22 protein-coding genes are annotated in these 25,738 nt (G+C 48.4%); 7 read left to right on the top strand and 15 right to left on the bottom strand.

The features are described from left to right. Positions 1-4: 4 nt before the first annotated feature. From uvrY to msrA, 3 genes are all read right to left on the bottom strand, one after another. Positions 5-649, bottom strand: coding sequence for a UvrY/SirA/GacA family response regulator transcription factor (gene uvrY / locus BTA35_RS10825; protein ID WP_078319841.1), 645 nt, complete (start codon positions 647-649; stop codon positions 5-7). 161 nt (positions 650-810) lie between these two features. Next, positions 811-2,364, bottom strand: a complete 1,554-nt coding sequence (locus tag BTA35_RS10820) for a sigma-54-dependent transcriptional regulator (RefSeq protein WP_078319840.1) — start codon at positions 2,362-2,364, stop codon at positions 811-813. Between the two features lie 90 nt (positions 2,365-2,454). Continuing rightward, positions 2,455-3,111, bottom strand: a complete 657-nt coding sequence (msrA, locus tag BTA35_RS10815) for a peptide-methionine (S)-S-oxide reductase MsrA (protein ID WP_078319839.1) — start codon at positions 3,109-3,111, stop codon at positions 2,455-2,457. 74 nt (positions 3,112-3,185) lie between these two features. Between msrA and BTA35_RS10810 the strand changes: the two genes are divergently transcribed. Beyond that, positions 3,186-3,605 carry a YchJ family protein gene (locus BTA35_RS10810; RefSeq protein WP_202931242.1) on the top strand — a complete coding sequence of 140 codons (420 nt, stop codon included), beginning with the start codon at positions 3,186-3,188 and terminating at the stop codon, positions 3,603-3,605. Beyond that, positions 3,569-3,682: an SEC-C metal-binding domain-containing protein gene (locus tag BTA35_RS18845; protein WP_202931241.1), complete on the top strand. Its 114-nt coding sequence runs from the start codon at positions 3,569-3,571 to the stop codon at positions 3,680-3,682. The genes BTA35_RS10810 and BTA35_RS18845 overlap by 37 nt, the downstream gene beginning before the upstream one ends. Positions 3,683-3,823: 141 nt before the next feature. On the opposite strand, the gene BTA35_RS10805 is transcribed toward BTA35_RS18845, so the two are convergent. The 3 genes from BTA35_RS10805 to BTA35_RS10795 form a co-directional block, all read right to left on the bottom strand. Further along, the gene (locus tag BTA35_RS10805; RefSeq protein WP_078319838.1) at positions 3,824-4,177 is read right to left on the bottom strand and encodes a hypothetical protein; all 354 of its coding nucleotides are present in this window, start codon (positions 4,175-4,177) and stop codon (positions 3,824-3,826) included. A gap of 178 nt (positions 4,178-4,355) precedes the next feature. Further along, complete coding sequence (locus tag BTA35_RS10800; protein ID WP_139363651.1) at positions 4,356-5,393, bottom strand: methyl-accepting chemotaxis protein; 1,038 nt, start codon at positions 5,391-5,393, stop codon at positions 4,356-4,358. A gap of 256 nt (positions 5,394-5,649) precedes the next feature. Then, positions 5,650-5,922, bottom strand: coding sequence for a PAS domain-containing protein (locus tag BTA35_RS10795; protein ID WP_078319836.1), 273 nt, complete (start codon positions 5,920-5,922; stop codon positions 5,650-5,652). Positions 5,923-6,190: 268 nt separating this feature from the next. On the opposite strand from BTA35_RS10795, the gene BTA35_RS10790 reads away from it, so the two are divergent. Then, entirely contained in the window at positions 6,191-6,436 is a 246-nt protein-coding gene (locus BTA35_RS10790; RefSeq protein WP_078319835.1) for a hypothetical protein, read from the top strand. Between the two features lie 27 nt (positions 6,437-6,463). On the opposite strand, the gene BTA35_RS10785 is transcribed toward BTA35_RS10790, so the two are convergent. Further along, positions 6,464-10,252 (bottom strand): PAS domain-containing hybrid sensor histidine kinase/response regulator, encoded by a 3,789-nt coding sequence (locus tag BTA35_RS10785; RefSeq protein ID WP_160055174.1) that lies wholly within the window; start codon positions 10,250-10,252, stop codon positions 6,464-6,466. Positions 10,253-10,486: 234 nt separating this feature from the next. On the opposite strand from BTA35_RS10785, the gene smrA reads away from it, so the two are divergent. Continuing rightward, positions 10,487-11,095, top strand: a complete 609-nt coding sequence (smrA, locus tag BTA35_RS10780; RefSeq protein ID WP_078320000.1) for a DNA endonuclease SmrA — start codon at positions 10,487-10,489, stop codon at positions 11,093-11,095. Positions 11,096-11,181: 86 nt separating this feature from the next. Here smrA and uvrB read toward each other — a convergent pair whose 3' ends face one another. Then, positions 11,182-13,206 carry an excinuclease ABC subunit UvrB gene (uvrB, locus tag BTA35_RS10775; RefSeq protein ID WP_078319833.1) on the bottom strand — a complete coding sequence of 675 codons (2,025 nt, stop codon included), beginning with the start codon at positions 13,204-13,206 and terminating at the stop codon, positions 11,182-11,184. A 273-nt stretch (positions 13,207-13,479) separates the two neighbouring features. Between uvrB and BTA35_RS10770 the strand changes: the two genes are divergently transcribed. Next, positions 13,480-14,658, top strand: a complete 1,179-nt coding sequence (locus BTA35_RS10770) for a pyridoxal phosphate-dependent aminotransferase (RefSeq protein WP_078319832.1) — start codon at positions 13,480-13,482, stop codon at positions 14,656-14,658. 101 nt (positions 14,659-14,759) lie between these two features. On the opposite strand, the gene BTA35_RS10765 is transcribed toward BTA35_RS10770, so the two are convergent. The 4 genes from BTA35_RS10765 to BTA35_RS10750 form a co-directional block, all read right to left on the bottom strand. Beyond that, on the bottom strand, positions 14,760-15,296 hold the full coding sequence (locus BTA35_RS10765; RefSeq protein ID WP_078319831.1) for a YaeQ family protein: 537 nt from the start codon (positions 15,294-15,296) through the stop codon (positions 14,760-14,762). A gap of 105 nt (positions 15,297-15,401) precedes the next feature. Beyond that, positions 15,402-15,902, bottom strand: coding sequence for a hypothetical protein (locus BTA35_RS10760; RefSeq protein WP_078319830.1), 501 nt, complete (start codon positions 15,900-15,902; stop codon positions 15,402-15,404). A gap of 305 nt (positions 15,903-16,207) precedes the next feature. Then, positions 16,208-18,067 carry a putative bifunctional diguanylate cyclase/phosphodiesterase gene (locus BTA35_RS10755; protein WP_078319829.1) on the bottom strand — a complete coding sequence of 620 codons (1,860 nt, stop codon included), beginning with the start codon at positions 18,065-18,067 and terminating at the stop codon, positions 16,208-16,210. A 163-nt stretch (positions 18,068-18,230) separates the two neighbouring features. Then, positions 18,231-20,822: a putative bifunctional diguanylate cyclase/phosphodiesterase gene (locus BTA35_RS10750; protein WP_078319828.1), complete on the bottom strand. Its 2,592-nt coding sequence runs from the start codon at positions 20,820-20,822 to the stop codon at positions 18,231-18,233. A 264-nt stretch (positions 20,823-21,086) separates the two neighbouring features. Between BTA35_RS10750 and BTA35_RS10745 the strand changes: the two genes are divergently transcribed. Then, complete coding sequence (locus tag BTA35_RS10745) at positions 21,087-21,572, top strand: Lrp/AsnC family transcriptional regulator (protein WP_078319827.1); 486 nt, start codon at positions 21,087-21,089, stop codon at positions 21,570-21,572. Between the two features lie 82 nt (positions 21,573-21,654). On the opposite strand, the gene BTA35_RS10740 is transcribed toward BTA35_RS10745, so the two are convergent. Together BTA35_RS10740 and BTA35_RS10735 are read right to left on the bottom strand one after the other, a co-directional pair. Beyond that, positions 21,655-22,623, bottom strand: coding sequence for a DMT family transporter (locus BTA35_RS10740; protein WP_160055177.1), 969 nt, complete (start codon positions 22,621-22,623; stop codon positions 21,655-21,657). Between the two features lie 234 nt (positions 22,624-22,857). After that, a complete protein-coding gene (locus tag BTA35_RS10735; protein WP_078319825.1) occupies positions 22,858-23,919 on the bottom strand; it encodes an NAD(P)H-dependent flavin oxidoreductase in 1,062 nt (353 codons plus the stop codon). Between the two features lie 113 nt (positions 23,920-24,032). Here BTA35_RS10735 and BTA35_RS10730 point away from each other — a divergent pair, with 113 nt between their 5' ends. Next, positions 24,033-24,941, top strand: coding sequence for a LysR family transcriptional regulator (locus BTA35_RS10730; RefSeq protein WP_202931240.1), 909 nt, complete (start codon positions 24,033-24,035; stop codon positions 24,939-24,941). Between the two features lie 4 nt (positions 24,942-24,945). Here BTA35_RS10730 and BTA35_RS10725 read toward each other — a convergent pair whose 3' ends face one another. Then, positions 24,946-25,686, bottom strand: coding sequence for a response regulator transcription factor (locus tag BTA35_RS10725; RefSeq protein WP_160055179.1), 741 nt, complete (start codon positions 25,684-25,686; stop codon positions 24,946-24,948). Positions 25,687-25,738: the final 52 nt, after the last annotated feature.

Here is a 25,738-nt window from a genome sequence, read left to right as displayed (position 1 = left end):
TTTATCAAAGAGATTCCGTATCAATCATCTTATGGCGGATAGCAAGATGCGTCAGCTCTACATCACTGGAGACCTGTAATTTGTCAAAAATACGATAACGGTATGTGTTAACTGTTTTAGGACTCAAAAAAAGTTTATCTGAAATGTCACAAACTTTCTGACAGTTAACCACCATTAAGGCGATCTGTAACTCACGGTCAGACAAATTATCGAATGGATTCTCATTGCCTGGCGTCATTCTCCCCAAAGCAACCTTCTGAGCAATCTCAGAACTAAGGTATCGCTGACCATGGTGCACCTGGCGTATCGCATTGACCATTTCAACGGGATCAGCTCCCTTTGAAAGATACCCGGAAGCACCAACCTCCAGTGCACGGGTTGCAAATGTTTCTTCAACCAGGGCTGACAGAGCAATAACTTTGCAGTCCGGGAGCATTCGTACAATCTTTCGGGTGGCTTCCAGCCCTCCGATACCCTGCATTTTAATGTCCATAAGAACCACATCCGGCAGTAAGTCCCGGGCCATTGTCACGGCATCTTCGCCGCTACCCGCCTCTCCGGCTATTTCAATCCACTCTTCATCAGCCAGCATTTTGGAAACCGCCGCACGAACAAGATGGTGATCATCAACAATCAGCAGTTTAACCATGCCCACCTCAGCAACAACAATAAAAAAATCAGTACGTTAAGATAATTAACATAATAACGGCAAACATTGGCCGAACAATATTTTCATCGGGTATACGTTGAAAATAATTAATTAAATTTCAGAAGATCCCTGGAGTTTTAGAGCATTCAGCATAAAGACCATCATGACAGACCAATTCTGTAGTGCCTCAGTTTATTGGCTATTGTGGTATGCGAAACACCCAGTCGTTTTGCTAACAAACGACTACTGGGGTAGTCAGGATAAAGGCTGGCCAAAATTTGCTGCTCGACACGGGCTGTTATATCGCCCCAGTGGCCACTAAGGTCCAAAGGCTGGGCATCAGAGCTATGCAGGCTTGGAAGTTTGATATGGTCAATCTGAATAATCGTGTCTTCACAGATTGAAACAGCCTGATAAAGAACATTCTCCAACTGACGCACATTACCCGGCCAATGATACTGGCTGAGTACAGTTTCCGCATCAGGACTAAGCTCACGTAAAGCGGTACCAATCTGAGTACAGGCACGGTCAATAAAGTGCCTGGCCAATGTAACAATTCCTTCTTTACAGCTTCGTAACGGTGGAATAAGCAGTGTCAGGACATTCAGTCGATGAAACAGATCTTCCCGGAACAGGTTCTGATCACAAAGCTCAGCCAGATCTTTCTGGGAAGAACAGATCACGCGTACATCAACCTGAATCTCATCCTCACTACCGATGCGTCTGAAACTGCCATCCTGAAGGAAGCGCAGCAGTTTAACCTGAAGATGCGGGCTCATTTCACCGACTTCATCAAGAAAAATACTGCCACCGGAAGCCAAGTCCAACAAACCAAGCTTCCCCTCTTTACGGGCACCCTCAAAAGCATTAGGGCCGTAGCCAAACAGCTCTGTTTCTGCCAGGTTATCCGGCAAACTTGCACAGTTCAGCACCATAAAAGGCGAGCGACCACGGGGGCTGCTCATATGACACGCTCGGGCCAACATCTCCTTTCCGGTACCCGTTTCACCCTGAATCAATAAAGGTGCGTCCAAGGGTGCCATACGCTTAGCTTCACGAATCATCGCCTGCATCTTAGGGGCTTCAATTTGCAATGCCTCAAAACCGAACTCTTCATGCTTCTGCAACGAGTAAATCTGAGCCCCTAAAGACTCAACTGGATGAAGGGTTATAACGGCACCTGCAGGCTCCCGACCAGATAGCTGCTCTTCCATATAAATAGGGTTGATATCCGCCAGATAAGCATGCCCTTTTATCTCAACCCGGACACCGTTAAGGCGCGACTCCAGCTTCGGTAATAAGGTATCAAGATCCAGATTCTTGACACGCTTACTCAGTGAAATACCGGAAACCTCATCCACTCTCAGGCTCAGAATACGCCCCGAGGCAGCATTTGCAGCCACAACACGGCCATCGATATCAACAGACAAAACCGGTAAATCCAGAGACTGCAGTAATATATCCAGTTCGTAATGTCGTCGCTCACTCGGTATCAGACTGATGCGACGAATTTTCTGCACTCCAGCGATTTTTTCCAGACGTGTCCGAACACTTTGCAGCTGCATATTGAGCATGCTGGGCATATAAAGATAGATCGCACTGCCTTTATCATCCCCAGCCTCTGCACGAACAACGTTGATGCGAAATTCGACAAACACCTCGAGGATATCCCGCATAATGCCAACACGGTTCTGACAGACGATCTCTAAGCGCATACTTCATACCCTTATACTGGCAACAATTGTGTAAATCATTCTATACAGTCTCACGCCGGAAAACACGCTGAATCAGTATTTTACTTAATTTCAGATACAGGTAACCCCTGTACCTTTCAATCCGCAATAGCCGCCAGGGTTCTTATCCAGATACTGCTGGTGATAGGGCTCTGCAAAATAGAACACGGTTTCCAGGCGCAGATCTGTCGTAATATCACCATGGCCTGCCTGAGTCAGCTGACTCTGAAATTGCTGCATACTCTGAAAAGCCTGATGGTAATCCTGTTCATTCTGACAGTAGATAGCAGACCTGTATTGAGTCCCCTGATCATTTCCCTGACGCATCCCTTGGGTCGGGTCATGATTTTCCCAAAAGAGTTGCAACAGTTGCTCAAGACTCAGTTGCTCAGGATCGTACGCAATAGCAACAACTTCTGAGTGGCCGGTCAAACCACTGCATACCTCTTCATAACGTGGAAAAGGGGTATAGCCACCAGCATAACCTGCTGCCGTCAGCAGTACCCCCGGCTGCTGCCAAAAAAGCCGTTCAGCGCCCCAAAAACAACCCAAACCGAGGGTAATCTTATGGGGATAGTGCTCAAGTTCAGCCAGGGAGCCAGCCAGTACCTCATGGGGCAGATCAATGTCAAAAGGGTAACCATCCCGGCCGGGTATGGCTTGCGAGGCATCAATCAACTGCTCTTTAAGACTATTCAAACGAATCTGGTATTTTTCACTACTCAACATAAAATCGACTCCGGTATTATAGGGCAGAAATCTATAACGTATTGATTAATATAATCCCCAATAAGGCAAATGCTATGAACATGACGAAAAACGGTACCACATCCGATCAGCCTTGCTATTGCCAGTCCGGGCAGGATTTTGGAAACTGTTGCGAAAAGTTTATCACCGGAAAGGAACTGCCGGATACACCTGAGCAGTTAATGCGCTCTCGTTATTCTGCTTATGTACAGGCTGACCTAGCTTACATTAAGCAGACAACCCAGAAAGATATTCGCCCTCAGTATGATTTTGAAGGCCTGAAGGCCTGGGCAGAGAACTCAGAATGGCTGGGCCTGAAGGTTCATGGGACGGAAACATCAGGAGATGAAGGCAGGGTACGCTTCACTGCCCGGTACCGTGAAAAAGAGGGTATTATCAACCACTCCGAAGACTCGAAGTTTATTCGTGAAGAGGGACAATGGTTTTTGTCCATGGTAAAGACTTTACACCCGTGACAGAAAAAAATACCGGCCGTAACGATCCGTGCCCATGCGGCAGCGGTAAAAAATATAAGAAGTGCTGCCTGAGTTAAAAGCAGAAGCCCCAAAGCTTCTTACTAACTCTTTGCTCCCGCATTAACTCCATGCTCCCACAAGAGAATCAAGCGTTGTAGTCTGGCAGGGAGAGGCTGCGTCAGGGCAGCCTCAACTAAACGATCCTATCTGCGCCAGCGTTACTGATACACGTCGATCACCAGCATCAGTAACGTCAGACATACAGGGCCTGCAATCAGAGCAAGGTTCAACCGTAAGCCAACACTTATTGCGGTCCTTGCCAGTGCCTTCTGCATCAAAAAAGCCCCGGCAACCAGCTGAAGAAAGCTACTCAAACCCAGCAGAATTCCCTGATAATAAAACTGCACAACAATTAACCCGATAATGCTAACCATGGTAAGCCAGGTTGAAGCCTTCAGAAAAACTTTACTCTGATCCCTCAGGTGCTCTTTCCAATGCTGTCTTGAAGACCGGCCTAAACAAGCCTCTCCCAATGCCCCGATCAGCACAGTGACCAGAATCACTATCCACATATCTCCTGCTCCTTAAAACGTTTTTATTATTGTCGCTGCCATCTCAGGCAGTATCAGCATATAAAGCTACACGGGCAGATAAAGTAGCACGCAATAAAATAGTAACAGACCCGCTAAGAGTTACCGCTATCCTATTGGGTAACAACGCAAACAAACAAAGGAATAGCAGCAGCTAAAATCAGGATGATCCACTCGCAATGCTTTCCATAATCGTAGCAACATGCTGACTCAGCTTACCTGAAGCTTCACGTGTTTTCTCCGCGGCAACCTGAGTTTCTTCAGCACTGGCTGCCACTTCCTGCAGGCTCTTATTGATCTCTCCTGCAGCAACACTTTGCTGACGTGCGGCACTGGCGATACTCTGCCCCTTCTGACTGATCCGCTGCATCGTATCTGTAATGTTCAATAGAGTGCCACTGGCTGCTTCAGCCTGATCAACACTCTGACGAGCCTGCTGGCAGCTTTCATGCATAACCAGGTGAACCTGACGAGTGTCATCCATCAGCCGGGTCAGCATCCCCTGTATTTCGGATGTAGAATGCTGAGTACGGGAGGCCAAAGAGCGGACCTCATCAGCAACAACGGCAAAACCCCGACCATACTCATCCGCCCGGGCAGCTTCAATGGCAGCATTCAGAGCCAAAAGACTTGTCTGAGCTGCAATATCATTGATCAGAGAAACAGCGCGGGAGATCTCTTCACTGGCGCTGTAAAGATGACCAACCTGGGAAGCCGCCAGCTGAACCTGATCTGCCAAGCGGTGAATAGAGGTCAGGGTTTTCTGAACAACTTCCTGCCCCTCTTCTGCCTGCCCCAGAGCACGATCGGTTGCATCAGAAGTATCTGCAGAGCGGGTCGCTACCGTTGTAATAGCTTCAGACAACTCAGCAACAACGCTGGAAATATGACGTACCTCATCGTTTTGCTGCTGCACAGCGTAAGCCGCCATATCTGAAATCTCCTGTGTCCCTTGCCCCAGTGTATCCAATGTTGCGGCCGAATAGAGAATCCTGGTACGAATGGCGGATTCATTGGCAATACGTAATTTAGCCATCAAACGCAAAAAACCAGCCTCAGAGGAACTATCTGAATACATCTGTGCCAGAAGCGGGCTGTAATCATTACCAGCCAGGCGCTGACGAGCGAACCTGAGTGGTGCAAGAATCCTCCAACTGAGAAAAGCAAGACAACTTCCGCCCAATGTAGCGAATGCCATCAGAGAAAAGCCTGTTAAGTCAAAAGTCAGCTGTAGGATAAAAGGGAGTAAACAGGTTAAAACCAGGAGTACCGGCAATGAGGCCAGTAGGGGAATATCAATAAATCTGACTCGGGATTTACCGGCATTGAGGCGTGTATAAATACGCTCCGCTCTATCGATCTGAGTTTGTTTGGGTTTAAGACGGACAGACTGAAAACCGACAATATCTCCATCCCGGATAATAGCCGATACAAACGCATTGACATAATAATGATCACCATTCTTGCAGCGATTCTTTACAACCCCCCATCCAGGGTTTTGCCTGGCGAATGGTTTGCCACATTTGCTCAAAAACTGCAGGAGGCATATCCGGGTGACGAACGATATTATGAGGCTGCCCTAACAGTTCATCCTCACTGAAGCCGGATACCTCAATAAATGCATCATTGACATATGTAATCTGACCTTTAATATTTGTCGTTGAGACCAAGGGCACGCCATCGACGAGCTTGGTTTCCTGTCCTGTAACCGGCAGATTCTGCTTCAAGTATCACCTCCATGTGTTTTTATTATGTTTTTAAGGGCTGGATCTAACCTACTTGTGGAGGCGGCGTATTCTACGCGCTACCTAGCCCATAACACTGACTCCGGTCAAAAATGGCCGTCAGAAGCAACATCCTGTTGCATTGGTCAATAAAAACCTGCCAGCCTATAAATGTCAATTCCACAAAGCAGGCAAGTATAGAGCCCGTTAGCGAGCCCCCTGAATAAAGGTTATGCTTGTCTTTTACATCGAAAACCGAATCAGGACGCATATGAGTCGCTACCAATCGAAGACATCGCCAGAGCTGAGAGCAACCCTTGAGCGCTGGCAGCAAGACCGAAACCCCGAAGATGCGGAATGGCTTTCAGATCAGATGCCTTATCTGCTTGAAGATGTTGCACGGGTTCAGGCCGGCTTTCTGGCATTACAGGATAAGGTCAGAAAGCTTGAGTCAGAGATGCAAACATACCGCCAGACACGTATTCTGGCTGAATTTGACGATATGAATAAACACTAGCAACGGTGAAACATTTAAAGGCGATTATCAGCCACTCCGATAACGTATGATGACAGAACTCAATGTTTCTATTGAGATAGGTTTGCAAAGATAGTCATCAAAGCCCTGATCCAAAGCGTTCTCAATTGTTTCAGAGGCGACGTCGCCACTAACCGCAATCACCGGTAGCTCTGAGCCTTCGGAGTGGCTACGGATCATATTCAGTACTTTCACCCCAGAAACCGGCCCAAGATTCATATCGACAAACACCAGATCTGGACGTTCCTGTAAAAATGCAGCGACCCCTTCCTCTGCCGTCTCCTGACCGACAAATTCAATATCCGGGTCAAAATGCAGAATCAGGCGCTCAAGGACCTTGCGATTCGCTTCATCATCTTCGACATAGAGCACTCTGAATGCTTTTCCCGGGGTGCAAGTTTCAGGTTCAGAAGCTGGTAAAAAACGGCCAGTTACAGAGGCATCAGTGAGTAGCCTGGGAGGATTATCCTGTTGATCCACTTGAGCACAATGATCTTCAGAGGCGTCACAGGGCACTCTCAATGTGAAGATACTGCCAACCCCAACCTCAGAATCCACACGGATCGTCCCCCCCATAGCCTCCAGGGCGTATCGCGCCAGCGCTAAACCGTTCCCCATTCCCTGAGCATTAATGTATCCCTCTGCAGCTTCAAACGGCATAAAGATTTTATCAATAAAATCCTGAGAAATGCCTTTGCCGGTATCCTGAATGGAGAGTTCACAATACTGACCACAGCATTGATGGCTGAGTCTGATAAGACCGCCGGAGTCCGTATAACAGATCGCATTTTTTAAGAGCGAAGTAATCACCTGGCGCAGCCGACGCTCATCCGCCCGAACAAAATAATCCTGCCCGGGCAGGTCTGCTTCAAACCTAAGGTCCGCCCGCTCAATTTCATCAATCACATCAGACACACAATCCGTCGCAACCTGATTGAGACAAACCCGGGTTATATCAACCGAAAACTCCTGGCGCTCCAGTTGCGCCAGATCCAGTACATCATCAACCAGGTCAAGCATCGCTTGCCCGGAATTGACAATCTGAGCAAGATGCTCAAGATGCTCATCATCCAATCCCTCTTCCAGTTGAAGCAGGTGCCCAAAACCCAAAATAGCATTTAGCGGCGTTCTGAACTCATGGCTCATACGTGAGAGAAATTGGGTTTTAGCCTGGCTGGCATGTTCCGCCCGCTCTTTTTCAAGCTGGACATTTCTCTCGGCCCATTGACGCTCAGTTTCAGATTCATAAGCAGATAGCAGCGCCGCTACCGTGGCGAGCCAGGGGTCGAATAAGCGAAGTTCTGACATCCAGTGACGGTAGTCATCAAGCACCAGACTAAAGCAGATTACCGGATAATCGCCAGATAACACCGGCAATAATAGCAATCCTTCGTTGCGGATATCCCGTGCTGAATTTGCAAAGATATCCTGCAAGGGCGTCAGTACAGGCTCCGGTGTTTCAATCGAGGCCCGCCAATGGGCTACAACCTGTGCAATACGCTCATAAATTAACGAAATATCATCTTCATGATTGAGAAAAGCCTCCGGCCGTCTGAAGCGGTGGCCTGAGGCAGGACAGCCTAGCTTCTGCTGCAACGATTCCGCCAGCCAGTAAAAGCCAGCTTCCGACTGCACTAAGTTAACCAGGGAATAAAGTTGCCCGGGAATATCGGGAAGTTTATTACTATTACAGATGAAATGTGTCTGCATCTGAGAAATACTCATAAGCAGACGATTGTTAAACTGGCGAAAATACTCTGCACGCTTCCGTTCCGTAATATCTCGCACCAGCAGGAGAATTTTATTGGTGCCGGTTCGGGCAAAGCGCAGCTCCAGTGTTTGCACCTGCCACTGATTTTCCAGTGTGATCTCTGTAAAATAACGGGCTAAACCCGAGTATGCCTGATCCGTAAGATGGTGCTGCAAAACCTTTGCATCTAATGGAGGAAACAGCTGACAAAGCAAAACACCAGCGTTCAGCTTCAGAGGCAGTATCTCACCTTGGGGTTGCTGGTAGCTTAAAACTTCAAAACGGGAGTTAAAAACGACTAACAGATCCGGTAATGCTTCAATCAGAGCCTCATTCTCCGCTTCTCTGACCTCCAGTTCCTGTGAAGTCACCGAAAGTTTTTCTGTTAAACGCATCCGCTTACGATAGAGGTCAACCTCAAGGCGTTTGCGTTTAGATATATCCCGGAAAGAAAGGCACGCATATTCTTCAAACCCATCAGAGTAGTAGCGCACCAGCAGCTCTACGGGGAAAGGTATACCGTTCCGGCGAAGGACATTGCTTTCCTGCTCAATAGACTCCCCCCGTCTGATGCGGGCCCAGATCAGTCGCCAACTTTCTTCATTAAGACTTGAGTCAATATCGCCAACCGAAAGCCCCTGAAACTCTTTCTGTGAATACCCCAGCAATGCCACGGCGGTTTGATTGGCACTGACAATTCCGCCTTCCCGGCCGACCCAAAGCACTAATTCTGCGGCATCATCCAGAGCTTCACTCTGGCGCTTAAGTCTCAGGTATTCCTGTCGCGACTGAGTTACATCCCGGATACTGATCACAGGCTCTGCACCTGAAGACAAACACTCCCTGGATACCTCCAGCAAGCGACGTGCACCGTTAGCTGACCACCAGGTGTAGTACCTGGCGCCCGCTTCTCTGGTCAAAAGCATCTTCAGATCTCCCATCGGATGACCTGACTCATCATTAAGCCCCAATGCACACTCTGCCAACAAAATGGACATTGACTCGGGCGTGACCTCCTGTGCTCCTGCCAAAAGAAGTGCGGATTGCCGGTTAAAGCTGGTTACAACACCTGTGTCAGAAAGCTGGAGTAATCCTTCCCGACCCCGCTCATAAAATATCTGGGAAAGCGAGTCCGGTTTATCAGCAACCGGAGCCTCCCTCAATAGCCTCACAAGCAGAAACACAACAACCAATAAAGCAAGACTGCCTATACCCAACAGTAAGTTCTGCTGGGTACTGAACACAGGATAAACAGGAAACACCTTACCCACTGTAAATGAGACCGGAAGCAGGTCATGATCTTTTCGCACCAAAAGTGGTTCTGATTCAGATGCATTATCATCAAACTGCTTCTGACCAATATCGACCAAAGACCGGTTACGGGCTGTCACCTGTAAAAAAAAGTCCGGCGTAACCAAGGTATCCTGCATTAAGTGGTGCAGCTCCCGGCGCATATTGACCGTAAAAATCAGGGCCATTTTGACTTTTAGCTCATGTTTAACAGGGGCAGCAATCAGCAACATAGGTTGTTCTTGCCTGAAAACTCCGGATTGATCCAATGACATTGACGGATTCACATAAGGAAGGAGCCACTGATTATTTCCCTGCCATAGCGGAGTAAGAAAAGAGAGATGCTCCCCAATAGGCGAGGGTAATCCGGTCAAACGGTCATCTGAAGCCGCCAGCACTAACCCACGACTGTCGATTAACAGATAACTATCAATCTTGGATGAGGTTATTAAAGGTGAGAAAATCTGGCGCAACTTCGCTGACACGGGGCCGGCCAGCAGCTCAGACCGAGATGTCCCAATCTCGGACAACAGGTCGGCTGACTCCAGAACAACCTGATGGCGGGACCATGCATTAACTCTGTTCTTTTGCTGCTGAAACCAGTGAGAAAAAATCCGCTCACTACTATATAGCTTTTCCTCAAGCTGATCCTTGCGACTGGCATACTGATCCTTCTGCAACTGATAGAAGCCAAGAAAGCAGGTAAGCAGGATCAGGCCCGCCATAATCACGGAGATCCACTGAGTTCTATTATCCATTAACAACATCTATGCTCATCTACCACTCAACAAAATGCAGCCTAACCGTCAACACGAAAAACCGGGGCAAGGCGATCTCTACCAAAAACCGGGACAAACCACTTAACTAAAGCCCAAAACCTTATATTATCGTTCAGGAAATGAGAAATCGCCTTTAATTTGTCTTATTAAAGCCTTATTTGTAAGCACTGAAGCTACCATCCAATGGTGACAGTGAAAGATGAGGGGAAAGCTATGGCTTACCAGGATGATGATCTGGATTATTTTTTAAGGGAAATGCGTGACGTTGTTCCACTAAAGCAGGAGCTGAAAGCAGACCTGAAAACTATTCATAAAAGCGATCCTCAGAGTCTCAAAGCCCGTCGTAATGCCGCACAGGAACAAACAGAGGCGGACAGAAATTTTTTAACCGACCAGTTTGTTGATCTGTTGGGGCCTTTCGATCCCGTTATATACAAAAAAGATGGTGTACAGGAAGGCGTCTACAAGCGCCTCAAGCAAGGACGTTACCCTGTCGATGCCGCATTAAATCTGCACAAAAAACCTGTGGAAGCCTGTCGCAGAGAAGTTTTTGATTTTATTGAGGATTGCTATAAAAGCGATATCCGGGTAGCTCTGATCAGCTTTGGTAAAGGTACAACGGCTGACTCACTGCCCTGTGTCATTAAAAGTTATCTTGCCCGCTGGCTCCCGGAACTCCCTCAGGTCATAGCGGTCAGCAGCGCCCATAAAAGCCACGGGGGAAGCACAGCAGTTTATGCTCTGCTGAAAAAGAGTGAAAAGCAGAAAGCCATCAACCGTGACCGGCATATAAAACAGGGGCGTCAACCTAAAACAGGCTGAGAACAGGTAAACTGCAGACCTTCGAGTTATTGAGCAGAGCTATCATTATAAAGGCCGATCTGTAATGGCAGCTCTGACAAGCTCTCTTATGTCAGTAAATGACCATTGAGCTTTTGAATCTCATCCCGAATCTGTGCGACCTGCTCAAACTCAAGGTTCTTGGACGCCTCATACATTTTATCTTCCAGCTTACTGATAGCCTTCAACAACTGCTCCGGTGACATCAGCGCAGGATCAACAAGATACTCCCCCACAGCTTCAGCAACTTTCTTACCGGATTTATTACTGATCTTTTTACCGGGAATCCGTGCTCCTTCCATAATGTCGGCCACATTTTTCATGACAGTGGTGGGGGTAATACCCGCCGCCTCGTTAGCTTCCATCTGTTTTTCGCGACGGCGCTGAGTCTCATCAATCGCTTTCTGCATAGAGCCGGTAATGCGGTCGCCATACAGAATTGCCTTACCCTTTGAGTTACGGGCGGCACGACCAATGGTCTGAATCAGAGAACGTTCCGAGCGCAGAAAACCCTCTTTGTCCGCATCAAGAATCGCCACCAGAGACACTTCCGGCATATCCAGACCTTCCCTCAGCAGGTTAATCCCTACCAACACATCAAACTCACCCAGACGCAGATCCCGAATAATCTCAACCCGCTCAACCGTATCAATATCCGAATGCAGATAGCGCACCTTTACACCGTGCTCAGAAAGGTAGTCCGTCAAATCTTCCGACATGCGCTTTGTCAGAGTTGTGACCAGCACGCGGTCGCCATCGGCAACCCTGAGGCTGATTTCTGACATCAGATCATCCACCTGACTCGTCGCAGGACGCACCTCAATTTCCGGATCAAGCAGCCCCGTCGGCCGTACAACCTGCTCAACCACCTGCCCCTGGTGCTCGGCTTCATAGTTACCCGGTGTAGCAGAAACAAACACCATCTGAGGCGAGATCTGCTCCCACTCCTCGAACTTCATCGGGCGGTTATCCAGTGCTGATGGTAACCGGAACCCATACTGCACCAGAGTTTCTTTCCGCGAGCGGTCTCCACGGTACATCACCCCCAACTGAGGCACGGTGACATGGGACTCATCGATAAACAGCAGTGCATTATCGGGCAGATAATCAAAAAAGGTGGGTGGCGCGTTACCCGGATCGCGCCCGGATAAATAGCGGGAGTAGTTTTCAATACCATTGCAGTAGCCCAGCTCCAGCATCATCTCAATATCATACAAGGTACGCTGTTCGATCCGCTGTGCTTCAACTAATTTATCATGCTCCCGAAACCATTCGATCCGCTCCCGCAGCTCATCTTTGATATGTTCGGTAGCTTCAATAACCGTCTCTCTTGGCGTCACATAATGGCTTTTCGGATAGATCGTAATTCGCGGCAGCTTGCGCAGCTGCTCTCCTGTCAGAGGGTCAAAGATAGAGATGTTATCGATCTCATCGTCAAACAGCTCAACCCGAACCGCTTCCTGATCGGATTCTGCAGGAAAAATATCGATCACATCACCCCGAACCCGATAAGTAGCCCGGCGAAAATCAAGGTCATTACGGGTATATTGCAGCTCAGCCAGCCGACGAAGCATCTGACGCTGATCGATACGCTCCCCCCGATTAATATGCAGCACCATCTTGTGGTAGGACTTAGGATCTCCCAAACCGTAAATTGCGGATACGGTTGCCACAATCAAAGAATCTTTACGCTCCAGCAACGCCTTGGTTGCCGACAAACGCATCTGTTCAATATGCTCGTTAATAGAAGCATCTTTATCAATAAAAGTATCAGAGGCAGGAACATAAGCTTCAGGCTGATAGTAGTCATAGTAAGAAACAAAGTACTCAATCGCATTATCAGGAAAGAAGTCTTTAAACTCACCATACAGCTGGGCTGCGAGTGTCTTGTTATGGGCCAGAATAATGGTCGGGCGCTGGGTTTTCTCAATAATGTTTGCCATGGTAAATGTTTTACCCGACCCCGTTACCCCCAAAAGGGTCTGGTGCATCAAGCCGTTATCAAGACCTTTACAGAGGGCATCAATCGCGGCAGGCTGATCACCCGCAGGTTTAAAACGGGAATGTAGTTTAAACTTTTTCTGTGATTCCATGTTTTACCAGACTTATTTTTTATCTTAGCAATGCAATTCAGCAAACTACGCTAAACAAGCAACTCTATAAATTTAAAGACACTATAACCTGATCCGACATCAACATTAAAACAAGCGATTCAGGGGCCGCCACCGTCAACGCAAACGTAGATAAATACCGGACTTTTTAGCATGTTTTTTAAACTTGCCTCCTTCACGAAGGGTCGGTATCTCCTGTATGATTCATCTGCATAACGCCTATTTTCTGACTGAAAATAAATTGAGGATATCAGCTTGGACGTACAACTGTCAGATCGCGTACAGTCAATTAAACCTTCACCGACTCTCGCGGTCACAAACCGTGCGGCAGAGCTTCGCGCAGCAGGCAATGACATTATCGGCCTGGGCGCAGGTGAGCCGGATTTCGACACCCCGCAACACATCAAAGATGCCGCGATTGAGGCCATCAATAAGGGCCTGACAAAATACACCGCTGTGGACGGTACACCAAGCCTGAAGAAAGCCATTATAGCGAAATTCGAACGGGATAACGGACTCAAATACGAGCCCAATCAGATTCTGGTTTCATCCGGTGGCAAACAGAGCTTTTTCAATCTGTCTCTGGCACTTCTGAATCCCGGTGATGAGGTCATTATCCCTGCTCCCTACTGGGTATCTTACCCAGATATGGTCCTTGTGGCCGAAGGCAAACCGGTTATTCTGGAAACCAGCGCAGAGAAGCGCTTCAAGATCACTGCCGATCAGCTTGAAGCTGCAATCACACCTCGTACCAAACTATTTGTGATTAACAGCCCACCCAACCCAAGCGGTATGGCTTATACCCTTGATGAGCTGAAAGCCCTGGGTGAAGTTCTGAAAAAGCACCCACAAATCATGGTTGCAACAGATGATATGTACGAGCATATCCTGTGGGATCAGAACTTCTGCAATATTCTGAACGCAACGCCGGAACTCTATGAGCGTACTTTCGTTCTGAATGGTGTATCCAAAGCATACAGCATGACAGGTTGGCGTATTGGGTATGCTGCAGGTCCGGCTAAAGTGATCGGCGCCATGAAGAAAATTCAGTCCCAGTCCACTTCAAACCCGGCCTCCATCTCTCAGTACGCTGCCGAAGCTGCGCTGAACGGACCTCAGGAGTGTATCTCGGAGATGCTGGTTTCCTTCAAACAGCGTCATGATTTCGTGGTTGAGAAATTAAACGCTATTGATGGTGTTAACTGCCTGGCCGGTGATGGCACTTTTTATGCTTTTGCGGACTTCTCAGGGGCGATCAAAGCTTACGGCTCAGCCAATGATGTAGAATTTGCTGAAGCGATGCTTGAAAAAGCCGGTGTTGCTCTGGTTCCAGGGTCTGCTTTCGGAACAACCGGCTGCATGCGCATCTCATTTGCAACCAGTAACGCTAATCTCGAAGATTCTATGGCACGACTGGCAAAAGAGTTAAGCTAGCGGAAAGACCATCAACGATGGTGCTTAGTCAAACAGAAAACCGGGCTGGCCCCGGTTTTTTTGTCAGCGCTTTCTGCGCCGATAGAAGAAAGCCTCACGCACTAGTTCCAGCGTTCCGGGCGGACCTCGACACTCTGCTCACCACAGGAAAACCAAGCGGTGCCATCCTGAATCGTCACCTGAATTTGCATGGTACGTGCGATCAACCCTGCTAACTGCTCAATAGCCGTATCCTGGATATTCCACACCTGCAGGTTTTCAAAGCGCGCCAGTTTACTCTTATTCTGCTGCCACCAGATCGGAGCGGCATTATCACCATAGGTATAAAGAATCACTTCTTTTGAGCGCGCAGACGCTTTGCGTAACCACTTCTCATCCGGGCATCCCAGTTCGATCCAAAGTTCAATCTCATCAGAATAATTTTTCTTCCAGACTTCAGGTTCATCATCCACACAAAGGCCCTTAGTAAACTCAAGGCCTTCCATCGCATTCAGACTCCAGGCGAGGATGCGCAACATCATGCGCTCGTCCGTTTCAGAAGGATGTTGCGCCAAAGTCAGTGACTGATCGAGATAAACGTTCCGATCCATATCAGCAAGATTAACCGCTGCTTTATAAACTGTTGATTTCAGAGCCATTAGGCATCCTTAGAAGCAGGTAATAGAATATGGTTGCGGAATATACGGTGATGAGCAAGAAAGCTCAAGCCACAACAACAAACCTGCAATCTGATACTGCTCTTTTTATAGCGCTTCGCTCATCTCTTTACGCATCATCGCCCCCAGTTTATTAAACTTATGCTTGAATAGCTGATAGGCATCAAGAGCCTGTTTTTTCTGCTCAGAAAGACGCTGCTCCAATACCTCATGGTCAGGGTTTTCCTGCAGACTGCTCACTGTTTTATCGACATCATCTTTCATCGCAGTCCAGTTTTCCAACAAAAGACACACCTCCACAAAGCTGGAATTAACCTCTTCAGAGGCATGAAGATGAAGTTTAGGGGAAAGATCATTAAATAAGTTTGCAAGCTCCGGCCTGCCATTATTAACAGAAGACATTGCCTGCTCAAGTTGAGCAATCACGTCCTGGTAGGTTTTGCGGCGCTCGTCACGACGACTTTTTTCCAGAACAATTACTGAATTTGCCGCATCCAGCCGCAGCTTCAGTCGCCAGGCCATAAACGCAGCACTTATGGCGAAAATCAGTGAGAAAACAACAATACCAAAACCGATATACTCCTTCATAACACACTCCTTATTTATGTACCTGAGACACTCCTGCGGGAGGAGGATTTCCTGCACATCTTAGATAACGCAGAAGAAACCAATAAAATATACATTATCTTTATTTACAATACCTTGCGGTATCTCAGGCAATTATCAGCTCTTATGAATATTATACCGTCCATAACAGGAAAACGGGATATCCGGCAAAGGTGGAGCGTTTTGGTAATACAATAAAAAGACAAATAAAAAGATGTGGGCGGAGGGAAGTAACCGATCAATAACAAACTAACTCTGAACCTGAGCATATCAGGTTCAAAGTAAAACTATTGCCCAATACTGGCAATCAACTTATCAATGGGCATAGGTCTGTCGATATAAAACCCCTGACCAAAGTCACAACCTGATTCTGACAGCAAATCCATTTGGGTTTTATTTTCAACACCTTCTGCAACAACCCCTAGTCCCATCGCCTTACCCAAAGAGACCAGGGCCGTCACAATTGCCAACCCTTCTGCGCCATGATCCAGGGACATAATAAACGAACGATCAATTTTCATGGTATTGACCGGAAACTCTTTCAGATAGGACATCGATGAAAAACCAGTACCAAAATCATCAATCGCTAACTGAACCCCCAGATTCCGCAGGTTATGCATAGATTGCCGGGCATCCTCGACTTTATCAATCAGCATGCTTTCCGTAATTTCGAACTCCACTAATGCCGGATCAATACCGGTATACTGAAGCGCCTCAGCCACCAAACCCACCACACCGGGGTTAAGAAACTGACGAACAGATAAATTAATGGCCACCTGAAGCTGAAGCCCTGTTTGCTGATTAATACGACAGGCATCCTGCATTGCCTGAACGATGATCCACTGTCCAATGGGGTTGATCAGCCCTGTATCTTCTGTCAGAGGGATAAAGCTTTCAGGGGATACCGTACTGCCATCGTCCTGAGGCCAGCGTAATAGAGCTTCCACCCCCATGATTTTACCGGTTTTGAGATCAAGTTTAGGCTGATAATACAGAGTAAATTCTTCGTTTGTAACGGCCCGATGCAAACGCGCCTCAAGGCGAACCCGCTCAGCACTACTGCGGTTTAACTCATCTGAGAAAAAACGATAGCCACCTTTGCCTTCCGCTTTAACAAGGTTCAGTGCAGCCTCAGCACACTGCATTAATCCGTCTTCATTTTTAGCATTATCGGGATAGACCGCAATGCCAATACTACCGGAGAGAAAAACCTCTTCACCATGCGCATCAAAAGGTTCTTCAAATGCAGCGAGCAAACGCCGCGCGACAACATTTGCATCTTCTGGTGCTCTCAGCTCACTAAGAATAAAGCTGAAATCGTCACCTCCAATGCGGGAAATCAGATCCGAGTCTCTCTCTGAACGATCTTCCTGGCGTGCCAGTAGATCCGTTGAGCGTACCCGGCTTCGAAGTCGTGCAGCCACCTGCACCAGCAGCTCATCCCCCAGAGCAAAACCAAAGGCATCATTGATCATACGAAAGCGATCAAGATTCAACACCAAAAGCCCTGTACGGGACTGATGGCGGTTTGAAATATTAAATTCATGTCCAAGGCGATTACGAAAAAGTATGCGATTTGGCAGCTCTGTCAGAGGGTCATAATGTGTCAGCCGCTCCAGCTCTTCTTCTGTGCGCTTTTGTTCAGAAAGGTCACTGAAAATAGCAAAGTAGTGAGTAACTGTTCCGGCCTCATCTCTTACCACCTCAATAGACAGATACTTCATGAAGAAACTGCCATCGGGCCGCCGATCCCAGACCTCACCTCGCCAGACCCCTTTGCGATCCAGTTCATACCAAAGTTTCTGATAAAATTCCTGAGTATGGCGCCCAGACTGGTTAACCTTAGGCGTACGACCAATCACATCTTCTGCTTTTAGACCTGTAAGCCGGGTATAAGCAGCGTTGACATACACAAGTCGCTGGTCAGCGTCGGTAATCATAACGGCAAAATGGGCCTTCTCAACAACCCGACTGATCAGGTTAAGCTGAGCCGAAGTATCTCTGTGGCGACGGATCTCACTCTCCAGATGAGCCCGGATTTTCTCCGCTTCGCCCATATGCTTTCTGAGCTGTAGCTCCAGCTCATCCCGACTTAACCCACGATACTCCGCCATCCGATCACCTATTAAAGGGGTCTGCGCTTCCATTCATCACTCCCTATCGTCATCTTCAGTAAAAGGCCTGTCATCCGGAAAAGGCATTATTAACATATCAACCCAAGATACAGTATGCTACGTCCTGACAAAGAAAAAACACAGTATAAACTATAGCCTGTAGTCAGCAGGAAACCTTAGAAATTGTATCAATGCTTCAATTCTGACTGCAGACAAAGTGCCCTGCAGGACGCCCCAGATAGAACCCTTGCCCATAATCGATTCCCAGCTCACGAACCTTATCCATAATGTCTTCATCCTCAATAAACTCAGCAATCGTTTTGATACCCAGATTCTGAGCCAGGGTCACAATACTTTTAACAAAGGCCATATACTTATCGTCATGAAGCATATTACGAATGAATTCACCTTCAATCTTGATAACATCAATTGGAAAATGCTTGATATAGTGGAATGAGGAGAAACCTGAGCCGAAATCATCAATGGCAAAGTTAAAGCCCTCCAGTTTCAGATCCAGTACAAACTTCTCCAGCAGATTCAGGTTGCTAACCGTTTCCCGCTCAGTCAGCTCGAAAACAATTCGATCAGGCGCAATGTGCTTATCCTGAGCTAACTGGCGAATACGCCCAATAAATTCACTGACAATCAATGACTTTGGAGACAGGTTCACAAACAGCTTACCGGTGTAGCCCTGCTCAACCATCTGATCAAAAGCCTTCTCAATCAGCATATAGTCCATTTTATGGACTACACCAATTCCCTCTGCAATATCAATAAACTCACCGGCGGGAACAATACGATGATCCATTTCAATTCGCATAAGTAATTCGTGAATCTCGACATCACCTGTTTCCGAGTCCACAATGGGCTGGAAATAAGGAACAATACGTTCCTCCTCCAGTGCATTCAGTACCATTATATTTTTGGCACCGGCCTCTTTGTAAACCTCAGCAACCTCATCATCATCTGGTACAGCGATACTGTTACGGCCAAGACGTTTTGCCTTATACATCATGTTATCGGCAAGCAAAAACAGATCTCTTGGGTTGCTCGCATGGTCCGGATAGACCGCAATCCCCATGGAACCGGTTGCGCGCATCGGCTGACCATCGGGGGATTTCAGATGCATCTGATCAATGGCATGCTTTATTCGCTGAGCAACGGAGAAAGCCTGCTCCTGGCTCGCTTCCGGTAAAATAATCGTAAACTCATCGCCGCCGTAGCGAGACAAAAAGTCACCCGGACGTACAGAATGCTCCAATACTCTGGCAAAAGCCTGCAGAAACTGATCACCATAGGCATGGCCAAACCTGTCATTCACCGTCTTAAAATTATCCAGATCAAGCATCAAAAGAGCAAAACTCTCTTTATGGCGGCTGGCCCGCCCCACTTCGTACCCGAGAAGTTCCTTAAACATCCGCTGGTTATGCAAGCTGGTCAAAGGGTCACGGGTAGCATAAAACTCCAGATCCTGCGTGTATTTATAAATCGCTTTAACGGAACCGACCAGGTTCAGCAGGGTTGTCAGAATGCCATCAATAACAATATGGCGAATTGGGTCCCGAGCCAGATCTGATTGCACCCCAATCCCCACAACACCACCTATCTTAGGAGCTTCCAGCAGCAAAGATTTAGTCTGTAGTTCAATATCCTTTGGTGTAATAGGTTTTAGATCCAGAGTTTCAGGTTCAGGGTGAGCGACGTGGTGAGCAATACTCAGAATCACAGCCCCTTTATGGAAGTGTTCGTCATTTTCAATATTCGTGCGCAGAAACACTTCGAAGGCCGTTCGGGTTTCTTCAGTGACATCCTGGTACCAGAACACTTCAAGTTCATAGCCTTCGTCATCTACCTGAAAAATAGTGACCAAAGTATGCGCTTCAATAATGGTATTAATATCGACCAGCAGGTCTTTGATGAAATCACGCCAGTCGCGAACGACCTCAGAAGTAATAATGAATTTACTGAGCAGCCGGATCTCGAACTCCAGAATATCCTTGTCAACGGCCACATCTTTCAGCTTTTCCATCAGAGAGCTGACATGGGAAAACGCCTGATTAAATTCATCAAAAAAGAAATCAACTTTTTTCGTATCCAGCGCCCGAAAATCTTTCACCGAGTTCACATCTTTCAGCTGATGTTTGAAGCGCTCCATCGACTGTTTGATACGTACCGAGATTGAGGCAGAGATCCCCAGGGCAGCAAACATAATCACCATGGCCGCGATAATAAAAAGAGCGATATAACCCTGACGAATACCATCACGTATCGGACTCATATCCTGCCGAATATCAATGACACCCAGCACATCACCCGGTTTTGCATTACGGTGACACTGCAGGCACTCAGCCCGGACTTTCAATGGAAAAAGGCGTCGGGTTGTATGATCGGTTTGACTCAGATGATGCAAGCCATCCTGAAAAACCTGCTGAATCGCAGCATCAGGATCCGGCTGATCAATGACACCAAATAATGCCTCTACTTTGCTACCCCGATAAATTTCAATATCAAAAGGCGTATTTGCATACGTGGCCTTGGTTTCTGAGAGAAAAACCTCCAGCTCTTGGCGAGTCCAGCCCTGACGCATCACCTGAAACATACTATTGAAAGTACTCTGGGCAATACTCTCAGATGTCTGGGCCGACTGACGATGAATGACATCTTCATACAGCAGGGTAGCCGTCAGGGTGACACTGAGAAAAACCACTATGGATACCGCCATAATAGAGATCAGTACATAACCACGCAGGGTTCTGGCAAAGCGGATAATTTTTTGGTGTAAAGGCATTCACTTGCTCTCAAACGGCTGACCCGGAAAAGGGCACCCATTAAAACAGGAGATATCGCATCCGCTGATGATACAGCTCAAACCTTTATACGACCCTCTATCATTAGTTATAGAAGATACAAAAATCAGATGAATCCAGTGAAAAAAAAGGAAAACCAAGTTAAAAGCCTATAGAATCCACCTTCCATAACAATAAAAACTAGCTAAATAGCAGATCTCCGAGTCTCGCGCACTGCCACACAAACAATAATAAGACTATTAATCATGCACAAAACGAAACAGTTTGACCGGATCGACCGCAGAATTCTTGAAGTCCTGCAGAAAAATGCCAATATCAGCAATCTGGAGTTGGCAGAACAGGTAGGCTTATCACCGTCACCCTGCGCCAGAAGAGTCAAACTATTGGAAGATGCCGGCATCATCAGCCGGCAGGTCACACTGCTTAACCAGAGTGCTCTGGGTCTGGATATGACCATCTATGTCCAGATCTGCCTGGCCAGTCAGCTACCGGAACGGTTGGAGGCCTTTGAAAGGAAGATTCTGAACTATGATGAGGTACTGGAGTGCGCCCTGATTACCGGCAGTGATGCCGACTTTATGCTCAAGGTCGTGATGCCGGATATGGCCTACTACGAACATTTTCTGCTGAATGAGCTGAACCGTATCGAAGGCGTGGCCAGCATTCGGACCAGTTTTGTGCTCCGTCAGGTCAAAACATGCACCGAGCTGCCATTAAAACATCTCAAATGAATAACCGGCGTCCATCAGCTAAAGGATAGATGACAACCTGTCATACAGCTTCCGGCCAGAAGCTGTATGATCAGCCGTTGAGTTATTCTGCAATACGCCCTTTTACAAGTCCACTGGCCAGAATCACCCCCAGACTAATCAACATAATCCCGGCAACAATCACCAGGGTGACCTGCTCCCCAAACCAGACATAGGCAATAGCCGAAGCAGCTACCGGTGTCAGAGACCCGATTGCCGAGGTGACTTCAGCCCCCAGACGACTGATGGCAAAGGCAAATAATAAACCGGATGCTAACCCGGCACCCAGCCCCTGAGCCACAATTTGGCCAAACTGCTGCTGCAGAGACAGGTCAAACCAACCCAATTCAGGCTGTATCACCGGCCCCGCAATCAGAAGCAATAACCCCGTCGGCACCGCTACCACAGATGCCGCCACCAGAGGGGGGAGCCCACATTGACGAATTGACAGTGCAAACAAAGCCCATAGAAAGCTGGCCGCCAGGAAAAGAACCACCGCCCCAACGTGCGTATCGCCTGCCACTGAGTTACCAATAAATGCCACCACACCGGCAAGAATCAGTAATAAACCGCCCAGACGCCAGCCGGATAGCGGCTGATTGAAAACCAGAACCGCCATCATCGTCACAAATAACGGGGCTACCCCGGGGATCAGAGTACTGCCTTCAGCCACCTGCCCGACCTGCATTCCCATAGCACCCAGCCAGAAAAAGGGCAGCCCCCCTCCCAGCAGCATACCCACGAGATACAACCTGGGCACCTGGGCAATCGCATTAAAATGACGGATAAACACCGGCAGCAGGATCAACCCCGGTAAACCAAAGCGCAGCAGCGCAATTTCATAGGTACTGACCGGAGTGACCGCTCCGGCCCGTAGGGAGAGAAAATAGCCCGACCAGACAAAAACCATCATCAGAGCCGCTAATAAACCCAGTACTTTCTGGGCAGAAGGCATATTGAGGGATTCCACCTCCAACACAGACCGGCCAGAAACCCCTGGGCGGTCAGTGTTTGTTAATGCATCAGAAGACATGATCACTACTCTAGCGTTAATGTTGTTATTGTGATCATCCATTGTCGCTAAATATCATCAGCAGGAATGACTAAAATCATGTCCAATAAAGCCAATATTAAACTTATACACCTCGAAAAATATTTTAATTAGTGATAAACACCAATCCGGCAAGAAAAACGGGCAAGCCCAATCACACCCTCGACACCTAAAGCTCCATAGCCTCAACGGGGGTATCCGTTCTTAGGGGACCGGTTACAGCTTAGCCGTTAACCAACGAATTAACTCCGCAGCAGGAAGCTCACGGCACTGATCGGCGGACAGACCGCACCATAGCGGCGAGAAATCCCATCGCCCCTGTTGCTCTGCCGCTGCCCGTAAAGGTGCAATCGCCTGGGAAGCCAGGGGAAAGGCCGGAGCCTGAGAGGAGATTGGCCCCAACTCCTCCATCAGACGGTTCACCATGCCCCGGGCCGGTCTTCCGGAAAACAGATTGGTAACCGCCGTATGGCGCACCCCATCGCTTTTCAGCGCCTTGCGATGCACGTCTGTTGTTTTGGCTTCCGGTGTCAATAAAAAGGCCGTTCCTAACTGTACAGCAGAAGCGCCAAGACTCAGCAGTTCAGCGATATCATCCCCAGTGGCGATCCCACCGGCAGCAATAATCGGCAGGTCAACCTTCGACACCAACTCCGTCACCAAAAGCCGTACCGGTAACTGGCACTCAAGGTCTGCTGTAAGAAAGTGTCCCCGATGCCCTCCGGCCTCCAGACCCTGAGCAATCACAAAATCAGCCCCCCTCTCCTGCAGCCATACACCCTCTTCAACCGTGGTTGCGGTGGAAGCAATCAATCCGCCCCAGGCTTTAATCTCTGTGATCAACGCTTGATCCGGCAACCCAAAATGAAAGCTGACCACATCGGGTTGATAGGGCCTGATCGCCTCAAGGTAAGCCTCTGAAAAGGGTTGGCGGCCAGAACCTGGCGATACGGATAAAGGATCAAGACCCATTTCAGCGTAATAGGGCTGCAGGACTTCCTGCCAAGCGACCTGCTCTGCCTCATTGGATTCAGGTGGGTTATGGCAAAAGAAGTTCACATTAACAGGCCGCTTTGTTTTCCCCTTCACCAGAGCCAGTGAGCAACCGACCTGTTCCGGAGAGAGCATAGCGCAGGGAATAGCCCCTAACCCTCCGGCATCACTCACAGCAATCGCTAATGCGCTATCCTGAGATCCCGCCATAGGGGCTTGCCATAATGGAAAACGAAGCCTTTCCTGTAAAAAAGCAGCCGAGGGCTGCAGAACGGACGTCGGCATACACAACTCCTTGCCATTATTATTTACCGCCCCAGGGGCGAGCCAGAATCAGAATATGTTAGTATCTCAATCAATAAAAATGATATTTCAAGAACAACATATCTGGAATCAAGATGGCTCTGAATAACCTGGACCTTGATGCATTAGAAATTTTCCGCACCGTTGCCACGGAAGGCGGCGTCACCCGCGCCGCCCGAAAGCTCAACCGGGTACAGTCGAATATCAGCACCCGACTGATGCAGCTCGAAGAACGTTTGGGCGCCACACTGTTCCACCGGACAAACCGAAAGCTTGAACTGACAACGGAAGGTGACCTGCTACTCCGTTATGCCGACCGCCTTCTCCAGCTGGCGGAAGATACCGAAATTGCCTTTAGAGGCGGCGTTGTTCAGGGGCAGCTCAGACTCGGCTCCATGGAAAGTACTGCCGCAGCCCGCCTGCCCGACCTGCTCTCTGCATACCACGCCAGGCACCCTAAAGTGCAACTGGATCTGATCACAGACACCACAGCAAACCTGCTCGAACGGGTACAAAACTATGACCTGGATGCCGCTTTTGTGGCAGAGCCTGTCACCTCGTCCGATTTCGAGAGTCTGGATGCCCATCAGGAAAAACTGGTGCTGATCACAGCAAGAGGTAAAGGGTTTAAAACCGCCCGGGATGCGCTCAATGAAAACCTGATCACCTTCCGAAACGGCTGTGCTTACCGACGAATCTTTGAAAACTGGCTCGCCACAGAAGGGGCAACCGCCCGCAATGGTATGGAGATGAGCTCCTACCACGCTCTGGCCGCCTGTGTGGCTGCCGGTACAGGGATAGCGGTTATTCCCGAGTCTGTTCTTCAGGTACTGCTCATCGGCCCCAGCATTCAGCAATTTGAGCTACCTGAGCATTTCTCACAGGTTAAAACCCTGTTAGTCTGGCGCAAAGACTACCGGTCAAACAAGCTGGATGGCATTCGGGATCTGGTGGCATCCCCTACGGGTATGAGTTCTGGAATGCAGCCCTCAGTCACTGAGTAACCGGCTACTGGCCTGCGTTAACCACGATCTGGTCTGCAAACAGGTATCCCACACTGTAAACGGTCCGGATCGGAACCGATTCATCATCATGGTAACGCTGAATTTTCTTCCGCAATCGCCGCACCAGCGTATCCAGCGCACGCTGAGCACTCTCATCATCGCGACCGTACAGGGTCTGTAACAGCCTGGGACGCCGCACCGGTTCAGAAGGTGTTTCTGCCAGCATATACAGCAGGCGATACTCCTTCACCGTGCAATCAATCTCTTCCGAAGCGGGCGTCACCAGGGACCAGCTCCTGCTGTTCAACTGCCAGCCAGCGGGGCTCTCCAATGCTCCTGACTCAGAAGTAACACGCTTAACCTGACGCTCAGCCAGGCTCAAAATTGCAGCAGCGAGTTCTCGCCCCTGAACCGGCTTCCCCATAAACAGATCCGCCCCCGCCCGGTAACAGCTCACCCTTGAATTCAGACCATCATTCGCGGTAATAACGATTAAAGACATGTCACTGCTGTTACGGGCAAAATCCACCAATTCTTCCCCTGAGGCGTCCGGCAGGCCGATATCAATAATCGCGACCTGAAAATTCCTCCGCTCCAACAGGCTGTAAAACCCTGACGCCGTGCCCGTACCCTCAACAGCCAGCCCTTTAAGCTCAAGGTATTCCACAAGACTGTCCCTTAAGAACTGGTCATCCTCAACCAAAACAACAGAGACCGGCTGAGATAATTCATTTAACGCCTTCACCCTCACCTACTCCTTACAATACGACTGCGCTGTACACATTAAGATTCACAAC

This window comes from Oceanospirillum linum (assembly GCF_001995095.2).
GTDB classification, from domain to species: Bacteria; Pseudomonadota; Gammaproteobacteria; order Pseudomonadales; family Halomonadaceae; genus Oceanospirillum; species Oceanospirillum linum.
This window is presented reverse-complemented; position numbering and strand designations above follow the sequence as displayed.

Coding starts and splice junctions, on each gene's coding strand:
- uvrY (WP_078319841.1), bottom strand. CDS start 649: ATGGTTAAACTGCTGATTGTTGATGATCACCATCTTGTTCGTGCGGCG.
- BTA35_RS10820 (WP_078319840.1), bottom strand. CDS start 2,364: ATGCGCTTAGAGATCGTCTGTCAGAACCGTGTTGGCATTATGCGGGAT.
- msrA (WP_078319839.1), bottom strand. CDS start 3,111: ATGTTGAGTAGTGAAAAATACCAGATTCGTTTGAATAGTCTTAAAGAG.
- BTA35_RS10810 (WP_202931242.1), top strand. CDS start 3,186: ATGAACATGACGAAAAACGGTACCACATCCGATCAGCCTTGCTATTGC.
- BTA35_RS18845 (WP_202931241.1), top strand. CDS start 3,569: ATGGTTTTTGTCCATGGTAAAGACTTTACACCCGTGACAGAAAAAAAT.
- BTA35_RS10805 (WP_078319838.1), bottom strand. CDS start 4,177: ATGTGGATAGTGATTCTGGTCACTGTGCTGATCGGGGCATTGGGAGAG.
- BTA35_RS10800 (WP_139363651.1), bottom strand. CDS start 5,393: ATGGCATTCGCTACATTGGGCGGAAGTTGTCTTGCTTTTCTCAGTTGG.
- BTA35_RS10790 (WP_078319835.1), top strand. CDS start 6,191: ATGAGTCGCTACCAATCGAAGACATCGCCAGAGCTGAGAGCAACCCTT.
- BTA35_RS10785 (WP_160055174.1), bottom strand. CDS start 10,252: ATGGATAATAGAACTCAGTGGATCTCCGTGATTATGGCGGGCCTGATC.
- smrA (WP_078320000.1), top strand. CDS start 10,487: ATGGCTTACCAGGATGATGATCTGGATTATTTTTTAAGGGAAATGCGT.
- uvrB (WP_078319833.1), bottom strand. CDS start 13,206: ATGGAATCACAGAAAAAGTTTAAACTACATTCCCGTTTTAAACCTGCG.
- BTA35_RS10765 (WP_078319831.1), bottom strand. CDS start 15,296: ATGGCTCTGAAATCAACAGTTTATAAAGCAGCGGTTAATCTTGCTGAT.
- BTA35_RS10760 (WP_078319830.1), bottom strand. CDS start 15,902: ATGAAGGAGTATATCGGTTTTGGTATTGTTGTTTTCTCACTGATTTTC.
- BTA35_RS10755 (WP_078319829.1), bottom strand. CDS start 18,067: ATGGAAGCGCAGACCCCTTTAATAGGTGATCGGATGGCGGAGTATCGT.
- BTA35_RS10750 (WP_078319828.1), bottom strand. CDS start 20,822: ATGCCTTTACACCAAAAAATTATCCGCTTTGCCAGAACCCTGCGTGGT.
- BTA35_RS10745 (WP_078319827.1), top strand. CDS start 21,087: ATGCACAAAACGAAACAGTTTGACCGGATCGACCGCAGAATTCTTGAA.
- BTA35_RS10740 (WP_160055177.1), bottom strand. CDS start 22,623: ATGTCTTCTGATGCATTAACAAACACTGACCGCCCAGGGGTTTCTGGC.
- BTA35_RS10735 (WP_078319825.1), bottom strand. CDS start 23,919: ATGCCGACGTCCGTTCTGCAGCCCTCGGCTGCTTTTTTACAGGAAAGG.
- BTA35_RS10730 (WP_202931240.1), top strand. CDS start 24,033: ATGGCTCTGAATAACCTGGACCTTGATGCATTAGAAATTTTCCGCACC.